The 19,460-nt window shown below is 34.7% G+C and carries 11 protein-coding genes; 10 read left to right on the forward strand and 1 reads right to left on the reverse strand.

All coding sequences use genetic code 11. The features are described from left to right. The first annotated feature begins 1 nt into the window (after position 1). The 4 genes from EYY60_RS03065 to EYY60_RS03080 all read left to right on the forward strand — a co-directional run bounded on the left by EYY60_RS03065 (position 2) and on the right by EYY60_RS03080 (position 8,199). Entirely contained in the window at positions 2-2,692 is a 2,691-nt protein-coding gene (locus EYY60_RS03065) for a glycoside hydrolase family 2 TIM barrel-domain containing protein (RefSeq protein ID WP_132987931.1), read from the forward strand. A gap of 10 nt (positions 2,693-2,702) precedes the next feature. Further along, positions 2,703-3,671, forward strand: coding sequence for a family 43 glycosylhydrolase (locus EYY60_RS03070; RefSeq protein WP_132987932.1), 969 nt, complete (start codon positions 2,703-2,705; stop codon positions 3,669-3,671). Positions 3,672-3,978: 307 nt separating this feature from the next. Beyond that, positions 3,979-5,577, forward strand: coding sequence for a glycoside hydrolase family 43 protein (locus EYY60_RS03075; protein ID WP_132987933.1), 1,599 nt, complete (start codon positions 3,979-3,981; stop codon positions 5,575-5,577). Positions 5,578-6,186: 609 nt separating this feature from the next. Beyond that, positions 6,187-8,199: an MGH1-like glycoside hydrolase domain-containing protein gene (locus EYY60_RS03080; RefSeq protein WP_132987934.1), complete on the forward strand. Its 2,013-nt coding sequence runs from the start codon at positions 6,187-6,189 to the stop codon at positions 8,197-8,199. A gap of 98 nt (positions 8,200-8,297) precedes the next feature. Here EYY60_RS03080 and EYY60_RS03085 read toward each other — a convergent pair whose 3' ends face one another. Then, the gene (locus EYY60_RS03085) at positions 8,298-9,329 is read right to left on the reverse strand and encodes a LacI family DNA-binding transcriptional regulator (RefSeq protein ID WP_132987935.1); all 1,032 of its coding nucleotides are present in this window, start codon (positions 9,327-9,329) and stop codon (positions 8,298-8,300) included. A 392-nt stretch (positions 9,330-9,721) separates the two neighbouring features. On the opposite strand from EYY60_RS03085, the gene EYY60_RS03090 reads away from it, so the two are divergent. The 6 genes from EYY60_RS03090 (at position 9,722) to EYY60_RS03115 (ending at position 19,438) form a co-directional block, all read left to right on the forward strand. Further along, entirely contained in the window at positions 9,722-12,742 is a 3,021-nt protein-coding gene (locus tag EYY60_RS03090; protein WP_132987936.1) for a SusC/RagA family TonB-linked outer membrane protein, read from the forward strand. Between the two features lie 19 nt (positions 12,743-12,761). After that, positions 12,762-14,375, forward strand: a complete 1,614-nt coding sequence (locus EYY60_RS03095; protein ID WP_132987937.1) for a RagB/SusD family nutrient uptake outer membrane protein — start codon at positions 12,762-12,764, stop codon at positions 14,373-14,375. A 140-nt stretch (positions 14,376-14,515) separates the two neighbouring features. Further along, the gene (locus tag EYY60_RS03100) at positions 14,516-16,057 is read left to right on the forward strand and encodes a sugar porter family MFS transporter (RefSeq protein WP_132987938.1); all 1,542 of its coding nucleotides are present in this window, start codon (positions 14,516-14,518) and stop codon (positions 16,055-16,057) included. A 7-nt stretch (positions 16,058-16,064) separates the two neighbouring features. After that, on the forward strand, positions 16,065-17,645 hold the full coding sequence (locus tag EYY60_RS03105; RefSeq protein ID WP_235832279.1) for a glycoside hydrolase family 43 protein: 1,581 nt from the start codon (positions 16,065-16,067) through the stop codon (positions 17,643-17,645). Between the two features lie 55 nt (positions 17,646-17,700). Further along, positions 17,701-18,831, forward strand: a complete 1,131-nt coding sequence (locus EYY60_RS03110; RefSeq protein WP_162847843.1) for a glycoside hydrolase family 26 protein — start codon at positions 17,701-17,703, stop codon at positions 18,829-18,831. A 322-nt stretch (positions 18,832-19,153) separates the two neighbouring features. Beyond that, positions 19,154-19,438, forward strand: coding sequence for a hypothetical protein (locus tag EYY60_RS03115; protein WP_132987941.1), 285 nt, complete (start codon positions 19,154-19,156; stop codon positions 19,436-19,438). The last annotated feature ends 22 nt before the right edge of the window (positions 19,439-19,460 follow it).

Consider the following 19,460-nt stretch of genomic DNA (forward strand, 5'->3'; position numbering starts at 1 on the left):
CATGATTCAAAAAAAGATTTTACTGCTTGTAACTGTATTTTGCTTCGTGACTGGTTTCAGTCAGGAAAAAATGAAACAATCCATCAATTCTAACTGGCAGTTTTACAAAGGGAAATTAAATCAAGCCGATTTAGAAGACACAAAAAATACCGCTTGGGAAGATGTCAATTTGCCACACAGCTGGAACAAATTTGACGTTATGGATGATCAATGGGGATATTACAGAGGTGAAGGTTGGTACAAAAAAATGCTTTTTGTAAATCCGCAATGGAAAAACAAATCGGTTTATCTTTATTTTGAAGGTGCAAATCAAACTACAGAAATTTTTATCAACGGAAAAAAAGTAGGTTCGCATATTGGCGGTTATTCTGCTTTCAGTTTTCCGGTAAATGAATTTCTTCAATTTGAAAATCCTGAAAAAGGAAATCAAATTGTGGTAAAAGTAGATAACAGTTACAACGATGATATTCCGCCTCTTGATGCCGATTTTACTTTTTACGGAGGAATTTATCGTGACGTATATTTGATTGCTTCAAACGAAGTTCATTTCGACATGACAAACCGCGCTTCTGATGGTGTTTTTGTTACAACTCCAGAGGTTTCAGCTTCGGCTGCGAAAATCCAAATTAAAGGAAATATTGAGAACAATTCGAAACTTTCAAAAGATATAATTGTTACCACTAAATTATTCGATAAAAATGATGTAGAAGTGGCTACTTTGAGTACTACTTTAAAATTAAAACCAAACTCAAAAACAGCATTTTTACAACTTTCAAAAGCGGTTCAAAATCCAAAATTATGGTCACCAGATGAGCCTTATTTATACAAAGCGGTTTCGGTTATTATAGATAAAAAGACAAAGGAGCAATTGGATTTATTTTCAGCGCCAGTTGGTTTTAGATGGTTTTCATTTACTGCTGACAAAGGTTTTTATTTGAATGGAAAACCAACTAAATTAATTGGAGCAAACCGTCATCAGGATTATAAAGATTTAGCGAATGCTTTGCCAGATGTTTTGGCTGAAAAAGACATGCAGTTGATAAAAGACATGGGCGGAAATTTTGTTCGCGTGGCACATTATCCGCAAGATCCATCGGTTTTAGAAGCTTGTGACAGAATCGGACTTTTGGCAATGGTCGAAACTCCGGAAGTAAACCGAATTACAGAAACGAAAGCTTTTGAAGAAAACAGCATCGAAATGCAACGCGAAATGATTCGTCAGAATTTCAATCATCCAAGCGTAATTGTTTGGGCGTATATGAATGAAATTTTGCTTCGTCCGAGATATGAAGATAAATCACCAGAAAGGCAAGCGTATTATAAAAACGTTGCTGCATTGGCACAAAAACTAGAGAATGCAACTCGCGAAGAAGATCCAACACGTTATACGATGTTGCCAAATCACGGTGCTTTTGATTTGTACAATTCAGTTGGATTGACAAAAATCCCGATGATTGTGGGATGGAATTTATACCACGGTTGGTACAATGGCGAATTTGCTGGCTTAGAAAAGTTTCTGGAAAACCATCATAAAGTATTGCCAGACAAACCTGTAGTTATTACAGAATTTGGTGCTGATGCAGATAGAAGAATGCGATCTGATAATCCGAAAAAGTTTGATAAAACTATGGAATATGCCATGTTGTATCACAAACATTATTTGAATGCCATCGAAAATTTAGATTATGTTGCTGGAGGTACTATTTGGAATTTAGTTGAATTCAATTCAGAAGGAAGAGCGGAAAGCTGGCCACACATGAACAATAAAGGAATTATTTCTTGGGATAGAATTCCTAAAGATGCTTATTATTTCTATCAAGCGAGATTGCTTAAAAAACCAGTTGTAAGCATCGGATCTAAAAGTTGGAATAATCGTTCGGGAGTTTTGAGTTCAGAAAATGAATCGGTTTTTTATCAGGATTTGGAAGTTTTTTCAAATGAAAGTGAAATCACTTTAAAAGTAAACGGACAAAGTTTAGGAAGCCAGAAAACAAAAGAAGGATCGACTATTTTTAAAGTTCCGTTCAAAAATGGAAACAATATTGTAGAAGCTTTTTCGACTTCAAATGAAAGTGTAAAAGATTTTGCATCAATTCATTTCACACTTTATGCACCGAATTTAAACAGTGAAAAATATCCTTTTGAGAATATCAGAATCAGTTTGGGAGATCAAAGACAATTTACTGAAGAATTGACACAGCAAAACTGGCTTCCAGAACAAGCTTACACAAAAGGAAGCTGGGGTTATGTTGGCGGACAAGCGTACAAAATGCCAGGAAATCCTCAAATTCCATACGGAACCAATAAATTGATAAAAGGAACCGAAAATGATCCAATTTATCAAACGCAAAGAGAAGGAATTGAAGCTTTTAATTTTGATGTTCCTGACGGAAAATATGAAGTGACACTTTATTTTGCTGAGTTTCTTTCAGGAAAAACAAGAGAAGCGCTGGCATATAATTTAGCAGAGAAAAGTCAGAAGGAAGAAAAAGCCTTTAGAGTTTTTGATGTTTTGATAAACGGACAATTATTTCTGGAAAACTTTGGAAATAATAATTACTTGGAACCTGAAAAAGCCATTGATATGAAAACAACGATTTATGTAAAAGACGGCAAAGGAATTCAGGTTGATTTCAAACAAAAAACCGGTAAGACAATCCTAAACGGAATTGAACTGAAAAGAATTTTCTAAAAAACATAAAATGAAAAATTTACTCTTTACCTGCGTGCTTTTTGCATGGGGGCTTGCTTCTTGCGCCCAAGAAAAACCTGAGATGTACTTTACAGATATGTCTTCTGGGAACCCTGTGGCAAAAGATCCGAAAGTGGTTTTCTTCAAAAAAAGCTATTGGATGTATTATTCGATTCCGGGAAAAGAGATGTCGGGATGGCATATTGGGATTGCGAAAAGTGATAATTTAAAAGATTGGAAGAAAGCTGGCGAAATCAATTCGGGGGCTGAATATGAGAAAAACGGACTTTGTGCTCCGGGAGCTTTGGTTCGAAATGATACGATTCATTTGTTTTATCAAACCTATGGAAATGGTTTAAAAGATGCTATTTGCCACGCTTATTCAACAGACGGAATTAATTTTAAAAGAAACGAAACAAACCCAATTTTCAGTCCAACTGGCGACTGGACTTGTGGACGCGCAATCGATGCAGAAGTAGTAGAATTTAAAGGAAAATATTTCCTGTATTTTGCCACTCGTGATGCTTCTTATAAAATTCAGAAACAAGGTGTTGCTTCGGCACCAATTAAAACTAATTTCAATAAAAATAATTGGACACAGTTGACGAATACTTCGGTAATGGAACCAACTTTGGATTGGGAAAAAAACTGCGTTGAAGGTGCTTCTTGCATTAAAAAAGGAAAATATTTGTACATGTTTTATGCAGGCGCTTATAACAATGAACCACAGCAAATTGGAATTGCAAGAAGTTCAGATGGAATTCATTGGGAACGAAACGGCGTTAAACCTTTTTTAGAAAATGGAAAAGCTGGAACATGGAATTCTGCAGAATCAGGTCATCCGGATATTTTTAAAGATCAAAAAGGGAAATATTGGCTTTTTTACCAAGGAAATAATACCAAAGACGGAAAATCGTGGTATTTATCTAATTTGAAACTGAATTGGAAAAGTGATGATTGGCCTACGATTCAGAAATAATAAGTTGGTTTTTTAACACATAGAGACATAGTTTTATTTTGTCTACAAGAGGCGTTTCACTTGTTTAAATAAACATAGTCAGTGTAGTCTGTGTCATTTCGAGGAACGAGAAATCACACTAGAAACTCCGCAAAGAAGAGCGCCAATCTTTGTAGATATAAGAGTGTGATTTCTCGTTCCTCGAAATGACAAACTTTGAGAACTATGTTTTAGAAACTAGTTTCTTTCTATCATCTTTTCAAAATAAAAGGAAAATCTATGTTTCTATGTGTTTAAAAAATCAAGCGCAATTAAACTATTAATAAAAATGAAAAACATACTTTACATTTTCACCGCATTACTGCTATTTTCATGTAGCACTAAAAAGCAAATTACTTCCAATGTAAAACCTTTAGAATTAGTAAATCCTGCATTACCCGGCGATAATCCAGATCCGTCGATTATCAGAGTTGGAAAAAACTATTACGCAACTTCAACAACAAATGAATGGGCGCCCTATTTCACGATCTATAAATCGACCGATTTGAAAAATTGGACACTCGTAAACCATGTTTTTCCAGAAGGTTTCAAAGACATGAAAGACCAATGGGGCGAAAATAATTTTTGGGCTTCGGAATTGGCTTATGACAAAAAGCAAAACAAAATTTATGCTTATTACACAGCTCACAACCGATTTACAAAAGGAAATCCGGGTTTGCAATGTGGAACGGCTTGGATTGATGCTTCTAAAATCGAAACAGGGAAATTTACAGATAATGGCCCCGTAATTATTGAAGATGATTGTGGCGCAATTGACGCCTTTGAAATGGAAGATAACGGAAAAATTTACGCTTTCTGGAAAAATGATGGAAATGGCTGTGGAAAAGAATCCTGGATTTGGATGCAGGAAATCAATGAAACCAGAACCAAATTATTAGGCACAAAAAAGAAAGTATATACCAATAGCCAGCCTTGGGAAACGGCTTTAGTTGAAGGTGCTTGTTTTTTTAAATTCGGAGATTATATTTATAGTTTATATGCTGTTGGAGGCTGTTGCGATGCACGTTGTAATTACAAAACCGGAATTGCCCGCACAAAAAGTTTAGAAAGTGGTGTTTGGGAAAAATATCCACAAAATCCTATTATGGTCAGCAATGAAAAATGGAGATGTCCGGGGCACGGAACGGTTATTACGACCGAAGAAGGAAGATTGTTTATGCTGTATCATGCGTTTAACATGGATTATGATGTGTATGTGGGTAGAGAAGGTGTAATTGAAGAATTGGTTGCGGGAGAAGACGGCTGGCCGATTCTACGAAATAACATAACGGCAAACCGACCAAAATCGGAATTGGATTTTAGTGATGATTTTAGAAAAGATCAAAAACTAAATTTAGCTTGGCAATGGCCTTCAAAAAAAGAAAGACCGCAATTGAGTTTCAAAAATGGCTTGGAATTGAAAGCTTCAAACGAAAATCATAATCTGGGGACTTTTTTGGGACAATACATTAAATCAGTTGATTTTACAGTAAATACTTCGATACAAATTACAGAGGCTGAAACTGGAATTGCTTTAGGTGGTGCAATTTACAAAAGTACTTGGCCTGGAGAATTGGGTGGAATTGGGGTTTCGATCTCTAAAAACGGAATTAAGATTTTCAATAATTTAGAAAACGGTTATCAAGTTTTAAAACAAATCGATAAAACTTTTTCTGGCGAAATCGAATTGAAAATGAATATTCTAGAGAAAGCAAAAACATTGGAATTTTATTATAAAGAGAAAAATTCAGATTGGATAAAAATTGAAACTTTAACTTTTAATCCTGACAAATATGCGCCGTGGGGAATGGGATACAGAATTGGAATTGTTGCTAAAGGAGAAAACAGTTTTGGAATTTTTAATTCATTTGAAGTGAAGAATAATTAAAACGTTGAGTTTTTTTAAACACATAGAAACATAGTTTTATTTTGTCTATAAAAGGCGTTTCACTAATTTAAATTCACATAGTCAGCGCTGTATGTCATTTCGAGGAACGAGAAATCACACTCGTATATCTACAAAGATTAATGCTCTTTTTTGAGGAGTTTCTAGTGCGATTTCTCGTTCCTTGAAATGACAAATCACAACAACTATGTGTTAGAAACTAGTTTCTTTTAGCCATCTTTTCAAGAATAAAAAGTCTATGTTTCTATGTGTTTAAAAAATTGGCTTATTAGAGAGTCGTTTCAATAAAAAATCCTCGAAATGAGACTAATTCGAGAAAGAATGAGATTTTTTGTCTGACCTTAAAAAATTATAATCTCTTTATTTGCTGATCTATAAACGATTTAATTAATAAAAATTCGTTGGTGCATTTTTTTTAAACACATAGAAACATAGATTTTCTTTTTCTCTAAAAAATGTTAGAAAGAAACTAGTTTCTAACACATAGAACTATGTGAATTTAAATTAGTGAAACGCCTTTTTACTTATTCAAAAGTTATGTTTCTATGTGTTTAAAATGAATCCAATGAGCTAAAGAAAGATTTTTAATTTATGCGACATTATTTTCTGCTGTTTTCTCTACTGATTGCTATGCCAATCTTGGCTCAAAAAAACGAAACTCATTTTATAGATTCCAATAAAAAAAGCATTTCACATTACGGCAATGACAGCGACTGGTATTTGAAAAATATTCCGTTTTTTGAAATTTCAGACAAGGAAATAGAAGATGTGTATTATTATCGTTGGGAAGTTTACAAAGCACATTTGCGAAATATTGGCGATTACGGCTATGTAGTGACCGAATTTTTAAATGCCATGAGCTGGGATCATAAACCCTATAATACATTGAACGCGGCAACGGTTTTTCATATTCATGAAGGAAGATGGCTCAAAGATCGTTTGTACATGAACAATTATATCGATTTTATGTATCAGCATGGCGGGAACAATCGTCGTTATACCGAGTCGATTGCCGATGCGACTTATGCCAATTATCTAATCAATCGCGATAAAGATTTTATCATAAAACAATTGCCGTCAATGATTAAAATTGATGCTGATTGGCAAGATCATTATGATGCTTCTAAAAAGCTGTATTTTGTTGAACCTGTTATGGATGCAACTGAAAATACCATTTCATCAATCGATGCAAGCGGAGGAACGGACGGTTTTACAGGTGGTGATGGATTTCGTCCTTCGATAAACAGTTATATGTATGCAAATGCTTTGGCGATTTCTAAAATTGCGTTGTTGAAAGGTGATCAAAAATTGGCCGAAAAATATCAGCAGAAAGCATCGGAACAAAAACAAAATTTTCAGGATAATTTATGGAACCCGATTTTAGGGCATTTTACGGATCGTTTTAAAGTCAATAATGAATTTGTAAAATATTGGGACTTTATTCGCGGGCGAGAGTTGGTCGGATTTGTGCCTTGGGTTTATAATTTGCCTGATGATATTGAAAAGTATAATTCTGCTTGGTCGCGTTTGCGTAATCCGGAAAATTTTGGTGGAGCGTTTGGTTTGCGCACAGTTGAGCCATCTTATCAATATTATATGAAACAATATCGTTTTGGGCCAAACGTAGCAAAAGAATGTCAATGGAACGGTCCAAGCTGGCCTTATCAAACCACTCAGGTTTTATTAGGAATGGCAAATTTGCTGAATAATTACAATCAAAAAGAAATTTCGAAAAAAGATTATTGGGAAATTCTGAAACAATATGCCGATCAACATTACAAAAACGGAAAACTTAATATTCTAGAAAATTATTATCCCGACCAAAAAGGCGCCATTGCCGATTTTGACCAAAGAAGCGAACATTACAATCATTCTGAATTCAATGATTTAATTATTACAGGTTTGTGTGGCATCAGACCTTCAGAAGGAAATAAGCTGGAGATTAATCCGCTTGTTACTGAAGATGTGAAGTATTTCTGTTTGGAAAACATTCGTTATCATAATCAAAATTTGACGATTTTATATGATGAATCTGGAAATCAATACAAAAAAGGAAAAGGTTTGTCGGTTTATTTGGATGGAAAAATGGTTTTAAAACCTTCAGTTTTGGGAAAGAAAATCATTTCGCTTTCAAATTCATCTGAAATTGACCAGCCTTCAAAATCAGAAATAAATTTAGCAGTAAATATCAAAGGAAAAGATTTTCCTAAAGTTGCTTCTTCAAACTCAGATTCAAAAGAAATAAATCAGCTAAATGACGGCAGAATTTGGTATTTTGATAATGTCAGAAATTATTATGAAATGAAGGTTTTTCAAAAGAAGGAAAACTGGATTGAGATTGATTTTGGAACAGAAAAAGAGTTTCATAAAATTGTTTTGTCCTTTATAGGTTCAGAAAATAAAAAGCTTTTGGATGAAAAATGTATGCTTTCAATTTTAGATGAAAATGGGAAATGGAAAATGGTTTCAAAACCTGATAAATTAGTTGTAAATACCCTTAATGAAATTGTTTTTGATAAAGTAAAATCGAATAAAATTCGATTGTCTTTTACAAGTAAAGTCGCAAAATCTGCTCTGAAGATTGGTGAAGTCGAAGTGTATTGAGTTTTTAATCTCGCAAAGTCGCAGAGGCGCAAAGTTTTATTTATAAAGACTTAAAAAAAATAACTTCGTGACTTTGCGAGCAATTTACGCCAGTAAACTTAAGGAGTAATTTTCTTAGTAGAATCACGCTCAATCAAACTCGCTTTAATGATTTTAGTCTCAAATTCAGGCTGATTTTGATCTTCGTTTTCTATTCTTTCGATCACTTTCTGTACAGCAATTTGTCCCATAAAAACGCCATGCTGGCTGATGCAGGAAATAGAAGGTTTGCAATATTTGAACATTTCACTATTTGTAAAGCCAATAATCGAAATGTCATCAGGGATTTTATAACCTCTGTTTTGTGCAATTGTCATTGATTCAACCGTTGAATATTCTTCAAGTCCAATAATAGCATCTACTTTTTGATAGTCGAGCATCGTTTTGATTTCGGTTTCAAAATCATATTCTTTTTTAATCAGCGAAATCAGTTTTTTGTTTACAGGGATATTATAGTCTTCGTGTGCTTTTAAATAACCATCGATTCTAAGTTTTACAATTCCGAGATAATCCAAAATCGTAACAATGGCAATATTTTTACATCCCGTTTTTATTAAATGTTCTGTGGCTTTATACGAGCAATTGAAATCATCAACAATGATTTTGTCTGTATCCAAAGAATCAAAAACGCGATCAAACATAACGACCGGGCCAGCATTTTTTATGAAGTTTTCAATATGCGAAACATGTTGTTTGGATTGCGCTTCTTCACACAAAGAAATTAGAAGACCATCGATAATTCCGTTTTCTAATAAGTTGATTGAAGTAATTTCTTTTTCGAGTTTTCCATTCGAAATAATAGTAATCAAATTATAGCCTTTTTCGTTTGCCGTTTGTTCCATTCCGTTAAAAATCTGAACAAAAAAATGATTGAGAATAGTAGGCATGATGACGCCAATAGTTTTGGTTTTTTTGTTCAATAAACTTAAGGCAATACTATTGGGTTTGTAATTATGAAGCTGTGCGTAATTTTTGATTTTATTTTTTGTTGCAACGCTAATATCATGGCTGTCGTTCAAGGCTTTAGATACCGTTGCGATAGAAGTGTTGAATTCTTTTGCAATTTGTTTAAGCGTAATTTTTTTATTCATTTTTGAGATTCTTAGGCAATAAAATCAACAGCATTTTTTGTTTTTCACTGACTAATATACAATATAAATCATGCCGATTTATGAATTATGTTTTGCTTTTCATAATTTTTTTTAGAAGAAATAGTATTGTAGTTAAATTCTTTAATATTTCGTTTTTTATGAAAAATTTACTTAAACCTTTAAGTAAAATTCCAGCAAAATTTCCAATCAGTTTTGATGCCTTGTATTTACTGCATTTTTAGAATTTCGATTCCATTTTTTTCACAAACTCATTTTTTGTGATTTGAAGATTTGTGAAGTTAAAAATTAAAGCATTCCTATTTCACGTCTATATATTTGAACTATTAACAAAAAAACAACCAAAAAAATCCAAATTTAAAAAACCAGCATTTATGAAAAATTACTTATTCAAAATGGTATTGTCTGTTTTTCTTTTGATGACGACAAACTCATTTTCACAAAATGTCTCAGGAACTGTGACATCGAGTACAGGTCCATTGCCTGGCGTAGATTTAAAAGTTAAGGGAACGAAGATTGGCACAACTACAGATTTTGATGGAAAATTCTCGATTTCTGTGACGGCAGAAACAGCAACTTTAGTAGTGAGCTATTTGGGATATGAAACGAAAGAAGTTGCAGTTAAAAAAAATCAGCCAGTGACAATTACTTTGAGCGAAAGCACAAATACACTAGATCAAGTGGTTGTGATAGGATACGGACAAACGCAAAACAAAAAAGCAGTTTCTACAGCAGTTGGTGTTGTAAATGCGGCACAAATTTCAGAATTGGCTGTGAGCCGCCCAGAAGCCGCTTTGCAAGGAACTACGCCGGGAGTTACTGTAGTTCAGACTTCAGGTTCTCCGGGTGCGCCACTTACGGTGCGCTTGAGAGGAGCAGCGTCTGTTGGAGCGTCGGCACCTTTGTATTTGGTTGATGGGCAACAGGTTCCGAATTTGAATTTTGTGAATCCAGACGATATCAAAAGTATGAACGTCCTTAAAGATGCTGCGTCATCTGCTATTTATGGTGCGCGTGGTGGAAACGGAGTTATTTTGGTAGAAACCAAAACCGGAAGACGAAATTCTTCAAAGCCAAGCATTACAATTGATACTTACACTGGTTTTCAATCTCTGGGAAATAAGCCAGATTTGATGCAGAAAGATGCTTATGTTTCCTATTTAAATGATTTTAGAACCAAAAATCCAGGAAACGGAAATCCGCTTACTCCAGCCGAAATTGCAAAATTGCCCAATACAGATTGGTACGGCGAATTATTCGAGACAACACCAGTTTCTAGTTTAAGCGCTTCTGTTTCTGGCGGAGGAGAAAATTATTCATATAATATTTCTGGGGGACTTTATGATCAAAAAGGTATGGTTGGCGGAAACGAGGGCAAATCGCAATACACTAGAAAAAATGTAAAAATGAATTTTGAGACAGATCTTACTGCTAGATTCAATTTGAGTGTTGGACTTAATTTGGTTGATGTTGAGCGCGATTATCTTTTTGAAAATCAATCTGGAACTGGAATTTCGATTATGAATTTTGTGAATTCAATTCCGGCAATTTATCCTGCTTTTGCTCCTGACGATTCTTCAGTTCCTTTCGGAATGGGAAATCAGCAAGGAGTTGTGGTAAATGGAGTTTCGTTGCCAACTGTTGGTGCTGTAGCAAACCCGTTTTTAGCTTTGATTATTACCAATAATAAATCGGTTTCAGATATTACGACAGCTAATATTAAAGGAACCTGGAAAGTAACAGATGATTTTAAAATCACAGCAACTTATTTCCATTACAAAGACAACACTTTCGACAAACAATTTACGCCAACTTTTGACTTTTCAGAACAAGGTTATGTAAATACAAATGCCACTTTGAAAGAAACAGTTTATTCCAACAAAATGACTCAGTTTGACGGAAATGGTTCTTATAAATTCTCGAATTTAGGAAATCATAATTTAGATGTTTTAGCTGGAATGTCGGTTTATGAAACTTCTTTCGGTACAAGTTCAAGAAACGGAGTTGGCTTTTTTACCAATGATTTTGATTCAACGAATTTTGCTACAATCCGAAATCCATCTGGAATTACATCTGCGGTTCCTTATGCATTTGATACTGCTTTAGTTGGGTTTTACGGAAAAGTAAATTACGATTACGCGCATAAATATTTATTGTCTGGAACTTTAAGAGCAGATTCTTCTTCAAATTTTGGATCAAATAATAGAACAGGAATTTTTCCTTCTGTTTCTGGAGGATGGGTTATTTCTGAAGAAAGCTTCCTAAATGATACAAAATGGATTAATCTTTTAAAACTTCGCGCGAGCTGGGGTATCAACGGAAGTGATAATATTGCGCCATTTCAATATTCTGCGGTCTTGAATTCAGGTTCGGGAACTAATTTTGGTGGAGAAAATGTTTCAGGCTTGACGCCAGCATTTTTGCCAAATCCTGATGTGAAATGGGAAGAAGTGGCACAAACGAACTTTGGTTTGGATATCAATGCTTTCCATAATTCATTCGGATTGACTTTCGATTATTACATCAAAAAAACCAGCGACATGCTTATTCCAATTGGTGTTCCTTTATTTTCGGGTTATCCTGCGCCGGCAACAAATATTGCTGATATGGAAAACAAAGGTTTTGAGTTGTTGCTTTCGTACAGAAAAAAATATGAAAATGGATTTTCTTGGGATATCTCAGCAAATTTAGCTCAAAATAAAAACAAAGTAACCAGTTTAGGAAACAACGGACAGCCATTGACTGGTGGAACAGGAACTTTTGTTTTCAACGATCCAATTACATTGACTACAGTTGGACATTCGATTGCCGGATTTTATGGTTATCAAGTAGAATCTATTGATGCTTCCGGGAATTTGGTTTACAAAGACAATGATGGAGTTCCAGGAATTACAGCAGCAGACAAAACCTACATTGGAAGCGCTCTTCCTGATTTTACTTATGGCGTTAATCTTGGCGCAGCTTACAAAAATTTCGATTTCAATGCATTTTTATACGGTTCAGAAGGAAATGATATTTATGATGCGACAATTAGAACAGATGCCGGATATTCAAACAGAAAAAATTCATACGCAACAAATGGTTTGAAAAACAATTTAGGTTTTGGTTTGACCGATTCTCAGGTTTCAGATTTTTATGTGAAAGATGGTTCTTTCTTAAAATTAAAAACAGTGACTTTAGGATACAATCTTCCATCGAGTTTGGTTGATAAATTGAAAATAGACAAATTCAGAATCTATGTTACAGGGCAAAATTTATGGGTAAACACCAAATACGATGGAACAGACCCCGAAATTGGTGAATCTGGAGCAAGCAATTCTTTGGATATGGGAATCGACAGGGGATTTTATCCACAGGCGAGAACAATTTTAGTGGGGGTACAAGTTAAGTTTTAATGTAAAATAAAATTTCGTTATGAAAATTAAATATATAAAAGGAAGTGTTTTAGCATTTATGATGTTATTTATGCTCAACAGTTGCTCTGAAGATTTTTTGACCATCGAGCCAACAACTCAGTTGACTGCAGATGCGATTCAAACCGATTCAGATTATGAAGCGTTAGTAAATGCGGCTTATGATCCTTTGCGTTGGCAGGTTGACGGAGCGGCGACAAGACATATGTATCCGGTAATGTTTCAGGATATGCGAGCAGATAATGTGGTGTCACAATGGGCGACATTTTGGGTTGCGGGTCAAGCTTTTGACAAAAATCCTATTCAGACCAATAATCCTAGCGTAGAAGGAATGTGGAAAAAATGGTACACGATGATTTCAAGAGCCAATACTGCTATTGGTCTTATTTCTGAAACACAAAAAATAAAAGATGAAGCGTTTAGAAATCAGTTAATTGCACAAGCTAAGTTTTTACGTGGATTTGCTTATTTCGAATTGGTTAAACATTTTGGAGGTGTGCCTTTGATTACAGAATATATTAAAGATGCTTCTTATAATTTCAAGAAACCTAAAGCCACGACGGCCGAAGTTTATGCGCAAATTGAAAAAGATTTGCTAGATGCGGCACAAACTTTACCAACGGTTCCTGCAAAAAAAGGAAGAGCTACAAAAGGTGCGGCGTATGCGGTTCTGGCGAAGGCAAATTTATATCAAAAAGATTATAACGAAACCGTTAAATACTGCGAAGAAGTAATGAAATTGGGGTATTCATTGGAAGAAAAATTCGAAGACAATTGGGATTTGAGTAATGAATACGGAAAAGAATCTATTTTCGAAATTGGCTACATCAGCGGTTCATTATACAATAATTTTGAAGGCGGACAGAGTTATTCTAACCAAGGTTCATCTTCACATCAAATGTTTGGCTTCTTGTTTAATAGCTCTGTTGGAAACAGCGCTTTTGGAAACAGTGTTCCAAGACAAGAATTAATTGATTTTTATGATGACTCAGATCGAAGAAAAGAATACACTTTCATTACGCCAAAAACAATTGTAAGAGGCGGAAGAGGAGCGGTTTCTTGTAATTGTAGCACAAATCCTGACGGTTCAATCAATTGGAGTACAGAAGGTCAATGGGTTTTTGGAACTGATACTTACAATTATTTTTGGCCAACGGGTACAGCAGCTTTCAAATCTAAAGCAAGTATGTATAAATATTGGATTCCGCCAGCAGTTCAAGACGGTTTACAAAACTATGCTGATTCTCCATTAAATGAAAAAATCATTCGTTATGCTGATGTTTTGTTGATGCATGCTGAAGCACGATTAATGGGAGGAAATGGCATTTTGAGCGGAGCAAGTTCGTTTCAGTTAGTTACAGAAAGAGCTTACGGAGCAGGAAACCCAAAAATTCCAGCTTATACATTACAAGGTGTTAAAGATGAAAGAAGAAGAGAATTAGCAACCGAAGGCTGGGACAGATATACCGATTTAGTACGTTGGGGCGATGCTAAAACGGCACTTGAGGCTGTTGGAAAAGTATTTACAGCAGGAAGAGATGAATTACTGCCAATTCCGGCATCAGAAATTCAGCAAGTGGGTGCAAGCATTTTAATTCAAAATCCTGGATATTAATTAAGTTTATAGTTAATTTCATGTTAGTTGTGGTTGAGCTGTGTGTAAGGCAGCTCAACCTTTTTTAAAAATTAATTAAATTTCAAGTTTTTGAGTTTTTCTCTCAAACTATTTATGAAATAAAACAACCGTAATTTTAAATGAAAAAATCAATATTTGTAGCTTTTGTAGTTTCGTTAGGCGGATTTTTGTTTGGTTTTGATGCAGGAATTATTTCTGGAGTAATGTCTTATGCTGGTCCTGAATTTAATCTGAATGATTTTCAAACCGGTTGGGTGGTAAGTTCGCCGTCGTTTACAGCCATGTTTGCTATGCTAGTTTCGGGGCGTTTGAGTGATAAAATCGGAAGGAAGAAATTATTGATTTTGGCCGCATTTTTATATGCATTATCCATTGTTTTGTCTGCTTACAGTTTTTCTTATGAAATGCTTTACATAGCAAGGATGATTGGCGGAATTGCATTTGGAATTGCCCTTGTTATTGCGCCAACATATATAGCCGAAGTTTCTTTGGCCCAAAATAGAGGAAAGCTAGTTTCAATCCAGCAACTCAATATCGTATTGGGATTTTTCGCCGCTTTTTTGAGCAATTATTTTATCAATTTTTTATATACATCTGGTGGCAGTAGTTTTTTAACCGAAACAAACGTTTGGCGCTGGATGCTCGGAATTGTAATTATTCCGTCTATTTTCTATTATATTCTTTTGTTTTTGGTGCCTGAAAGCCCGCGTTGGTTGTTTATTCAGAAAAGAGACGACGAAGCCAAAGAAATTTTGATTTCCATGCATGGAGAACAAAATGCAAAAAATGAAGCCGAATCTATTTTGGAAAGTTTGAAAGAAGAAGGTCATCAGAATAACGAAAAAGTGAAAATCGGAGATCTTTTTAAGCCTTCATTAAAGTTTGTTTTTACGGTTGGATTGGTAATTGGTATTTTACAACAAATTACCGGAATCAATGCGATTTATTTCTACGCAACATCTATTTTCAAACAAACCGGAATAGGAAATGATGCTTCATTTTCTTCGGGAGTTTTGTTGAGCTTTATTACAGTTGCTTTCACCATTGTTGCCATGTTTTTGATTGACAAAATGGGGCGCCGTCCATTGTTATTAATTGGTATTGGAGGAATTGCAATTAGCATGGCATTCTGCTCATTCGGATTTAATGAAGCAAAATACCAGCTTGCATCAGAGAAAATCACTCACTTAGATTCTTCTATAAAAGAAAAATTAAACCCAATTGCAGATAAAGTTTATGATACTGATATTGCTTTTAAAAATGAAATGAAATCACTTTTAGGAGATCAAATTTATGCAAAAAATGAAGGGACAATTCTGGAAATGGCAACGCAAATGAACGCTGTTTTGGTTTTGGTTGGCGTAATGGGATTTATTGCTTGTTTTGCTTTTTCGCTTGGTCCGGTTATGTGGGTGATGTTGTCAGAATTATATCCAAATCGTTATCGTGGTTTGGCAATCGGAGTAATTGGTTTTGTAAATGGATTTGTGAGTTGGGTCGTACAGCAAGTTTTTCCTTGGGAATTATCAAATCTAGGAAATGCAATTAGCTTTTCTATTTTTGGCGGAATCGCTTTAATCGGTTTTTTTGTTTTGTATAAAATTCTTCCAGAAACCAAAGGAAAATCATTGGAACAAATAGAGATTGATTTTGTAAAATAAGATGGATATGATTCAGAACCCAATTTTAAAAGGTTTTAATCCTGATCCTTCTATTTGCAGAGTTGGAGACGATTATTACATTGCGACATCAACATTTGAGTGGTTTCCCGGAGTCCAAATCCACCATTCAAAAGATTTGAAAAACTGGAAGGTTATTGCGCATCCGCTTAACCGAATTTCACAACTCGATATGAAAGGAGTTCCAGACTCTTGTGGCGTTTGGGCGCCTTGTTTATCCTATAAAAACGGGATTTTTTATTTGGTTTACACCAATGTAAAATCGTTTGACGGCGTTTGGAAAGATACGCCGAATTATGTGGTAACGACAAATGATATTTTAGGAGATTGGAGCGAGCCTGTTTATTTGACATCAGCGGGCTTTGACGGCTCTTTTTTTCATGATACCGATGGAAAAACCTGGTACATTAATATGCTTGTCGATCATCGAAAAGGAAAGTTTTTTGGCGGAATCGAACTTCAGGAATATGATACCAACGAGCAAAAATTGATTGGGGAAATATTCTACCTAACTTCAGGTACTGATTTAGGATTTACCGAAGGCCCGCATTTGTATAAAAGAAACGGCTATTATTATTTAATTCTTGCCGAAGGCGGAACAGAATATGGTCATGCTGAAACGGTTATGCGTTCAAGAGACATTTCGGGACCTTATGAGTCGCATCCTAAAAATCCGATTTTGACAGCTCGGAATTCTCCGGAATATGAATTGCAAAAAGCAGGACACGCTTCTTTTGTTGAAACTCAAAATGGAGATTGGTTTGTCACATTTTTGGTAAGCCGACCTTTGACGGTGCAAGGAAGATGTATTTTAGGAAGAGAAACCGCAATTGAAGAAATTGTTTGGAAAAACAATTGGCCGTATTTAAAATCAGAATCGAATTTGCCTCGTTTAGAAATTCCATTTTCAGGATTTAAAGAAGTTGTTTTTGGCAAAAGCTCAGAAAAAGAAGATTTTGATTCAGACACGCTTTCGATTGATTTTCAAAGTTTGAGAATTCCACAATCAGAAGAATGGATTTCGCTTACTGAACGTTCGGGATTTTTAAGATTGAAAGGAAAAGAATCACTAACATCGACACACACACAAGCTTTTGTTGCGAGAAGATTGCAACATTTTAATGCTCAAATTACAACGTCTGTTTGGTTTGAACCTACAAAATTTCAGCAATTAGCAGGATTGGTTTTGTATTATAATACAGGACATTACCATTATTTGCATATTACAAAAAATGGCAATGACAAAGTGCTTTCAATTGTAAGCTGTTGCAATTATTTAATTATTGAACAAAAGGAAATAGTCGTTGTTTCTGGAGTTGAAGAAATTTTGTTGCGAGCAAATATTAATCATGACGAATTACAATTTAGTTTTAGCATAAATAGAAATGACTTCAAAAACATTGGAGAAAAACTGGATATGAGCATTTTGTCTGATGATTATGTTCGGGACGAAAGTGAACGTTATCGACCTGCTTTTACGGGTTGTTTGGTAGGATTGTGTTGTCAAGATTTAGCAACTAATACTGTTCATGCTGATTTTGATTGGTTTGAATATAGAATTTTGGATTGAGTGAAAAGTAGAAGAAAGAAGAAAGAAGAAAGAAATGACGCAAGAATTTAGAAATATGAAATTAAGATATATTACGATTATTGGATTTTGTTTTTTGATGTTGAGCTGTAAACAGAATGCTGCTAAAGAAAAAGTTGCGGAAAGAAAAGAACAAAAACGAGCCAAATTTGAACCTGAAGATGGCGAAGTAATTTTGTTTATTGGTCAAGAAAATGATGCTTTAGGCGGAACGGAAAAAGATAAAAATGGTTATTTGGATCATTTTCCGGCACCCGGCGGATTTACAATGTACACTGATATTATGCCGGGAGTCACAGAAGAATTTGATGGACATTCTTTTACTTATACAGGTTTAAATGGAATTTATGAAACGGCAGATTGGGGAGATGGACCAGAAAATATGTCTTTGCAACTGAATAGTCTTAATTTTAAAAATTCGGCATTGGCAATTGGTTTAGCTATAATTGATTCTGAAGAAAAAATTGCGAGTGGTGAATTGGATCCTTACATTCTAAAAATGGGAACCTTCTTTAAAAGTTTAGGAATACGTCCTGTTTTTCTCCGAATCGGATTTGAATTTGACGGCCCTTGGAATCGTTATGAAAGAGTCGCTTACATTAATGCTTTTCGACATATTAAAGATAAACTAGACGAACAAGGCGTTACAAATGTTGCTTATGTTTGGCAATCAAAAGGCTTTGAAAGCACTTTAAAAAATCTGGAAGAATGGTATCCGGGAGACGATTACGTAGATTGGTGTGGATTATCTTTCTTCAATAATTATAAACAGGAAAAAATGATTGCTTTCGCAAAAGCAAAAAACAAACCTGTTTTTATCTGTGAAGCTGCTCCAACAGTAACAGATTGGGAAAATGATCTAAAAGGCAACACAGGACTTACAAAAAAAATGATTTTATCTAATCCTGAACAAGCTAAAATGGCTTGGGATGAGTGGTTTGTTCCTTTCTTCAAAACCATAAACGATAATCCTAAAACGGTAAAGGCAATTAGTTATATCAATGCTAACTGGAAAGATAAACCCCGATGGAAAGTGAATCCAACTTTTAAAGGAATTGATTCCAGATTGCAATTGAGCGATTTCATCACTAAAAAATGGAATGAAGAAGTCGGGAAAGATAAATATTTGAAAGCTTCGCCAGACCTTTTTGATAAGTTATATAATTGAATATTTTGAAAGTGAACGAAAAATGTGCTGATAAATTCAGCACTTTTTTGTTTTATTAAAGTATAGGTAAATTAAGAGAAACTGTCGAAAATCAGAATTCTTTAAACTTGTTTTCAATGTTTGTAAAATCGCGTAATTGCTGAATATTTGGAACACGTAATAAATGACAAAGATTTTACAGATAAGTCTTGTAATAAAGCTTCAATCTTAATATTTTTGTGCTGTGCGAAAAATTTCCCTGTACATATTGATCCTTTTAATCAACTTTAATAATTGCTTTTTCGGGCAATTATCAAAAGTACCTGTTCTTGTACAGCATTTTATGGAACATCAGGAAAGGTCAAACGGACAAGGACTTGCATTTGCCGATTTTATCGCTATGCATTACTTAGGTCAGGATATCAATGATAATGATGATGAGCGCGATATGCAGCTTCCTTTTAAGAAGGTTGATCCACACTCACAACATATTGTATTTATTCCAAGCCGAGTTTATACTTCGACTTTGCACATAATTCCTCTAGACTCTCAATTTGTAAATAATTACAAAGCAAATTTTCATGCAAATCCTTATTTAGGAAGTCTGTTTAGACCTCCAATTGCATAATTCTTTTTATTGGAAGTTAACA

Source organism: Flavobacterium zhairuonense (assembly GCF_004352915.1).
Taxonomy (GTDB): Bacteria; Bacteroidota; Bacteroidia; order Flavobacteriales; family Flavobacteriaceae; genus Flavobacterium; species Flavobacterium zhairuonense.

Excerpts from the sequence above, each read along its gene's own strand:
- EYY60_RS03065 (WP_132987931.1), top strand. The coding sequence starts at position 2 with ATGATTCAAAAAAAGATTTTACTGCTTGTAACTGTATTTTGCTTCGTG.
- EYY60_RS03070 (WP_132987932.1), top strand. The coding sequence starts at position 2,703 with ATGAAAAATTTACTCTTTACCTGCGTGCTTTTTGCATGGGGGCTTGCT.
- EYY60_RS03075 (WP_132987933.1), top strand. The coding sequence starts at position 3,979 with ATGAAAAACATACTTTACATTTTCACCGCATTACTGCTATTTTCATGT.
- EYY60_RS03080 (WP_132987934.1), top strand. The coding sequence starts at position 6,187 with ATGCGACATTATTTTCTGCTGTTTTCTCTACTGATTGCTATGCCAATC.
- EYY60_RS03085 (WP_132987935.1), bottom strand. The coding sequence starts at position 9,329 with ATGAATAAAAAAATTACGCTTAAACAAATTGCAAAAGAATTCAACACT.
- EYY60_RS03090 (WP_132987936.1), top strand. The coding sequence starts at position 9,722 with ATGAAAAATTACTTATTCAAAATGGTATTGTCTGTTTTTCTTTTGATG.
- EYY60_RS03095 (WP_132987937.1), top strand. The coding sequence starts at position 12,762 with ATGAAAATTAAATATATAAAAGGAAGTGTTTTAGCATTTATGATGTTA.
- EYY60_RS03100 (WP_132987938.1), top strand. The coding sequence starts at position 14,516 with ATGAAAAAATCAATATTTGTAGCTTTTGTAGTTTCGTTAGGCGGATTT.
- EYY60_RS03105 (WP_235832279.1), top strand. The coding sequence starts at position 16,065 with ATGATTCAGAACCCAATTTTAAAAGGTTTTAATCCTGATCCTTCTATT.
- EYY60_RS03110 (WP_162847843.1), top strand. The coding sequence starts at position 17,701 with ATGAAATTAAGATATATTACGATTATTGGATTTTGTTTTTTGATGTTG.
- EYY60_RS03115 (WP_132987941.1), top strand. The coding sequence starts at position 19,154 with ATGGAACATCAGGAAAGGTCAAACGGACAAGGACTTGCATTTGCCGAT.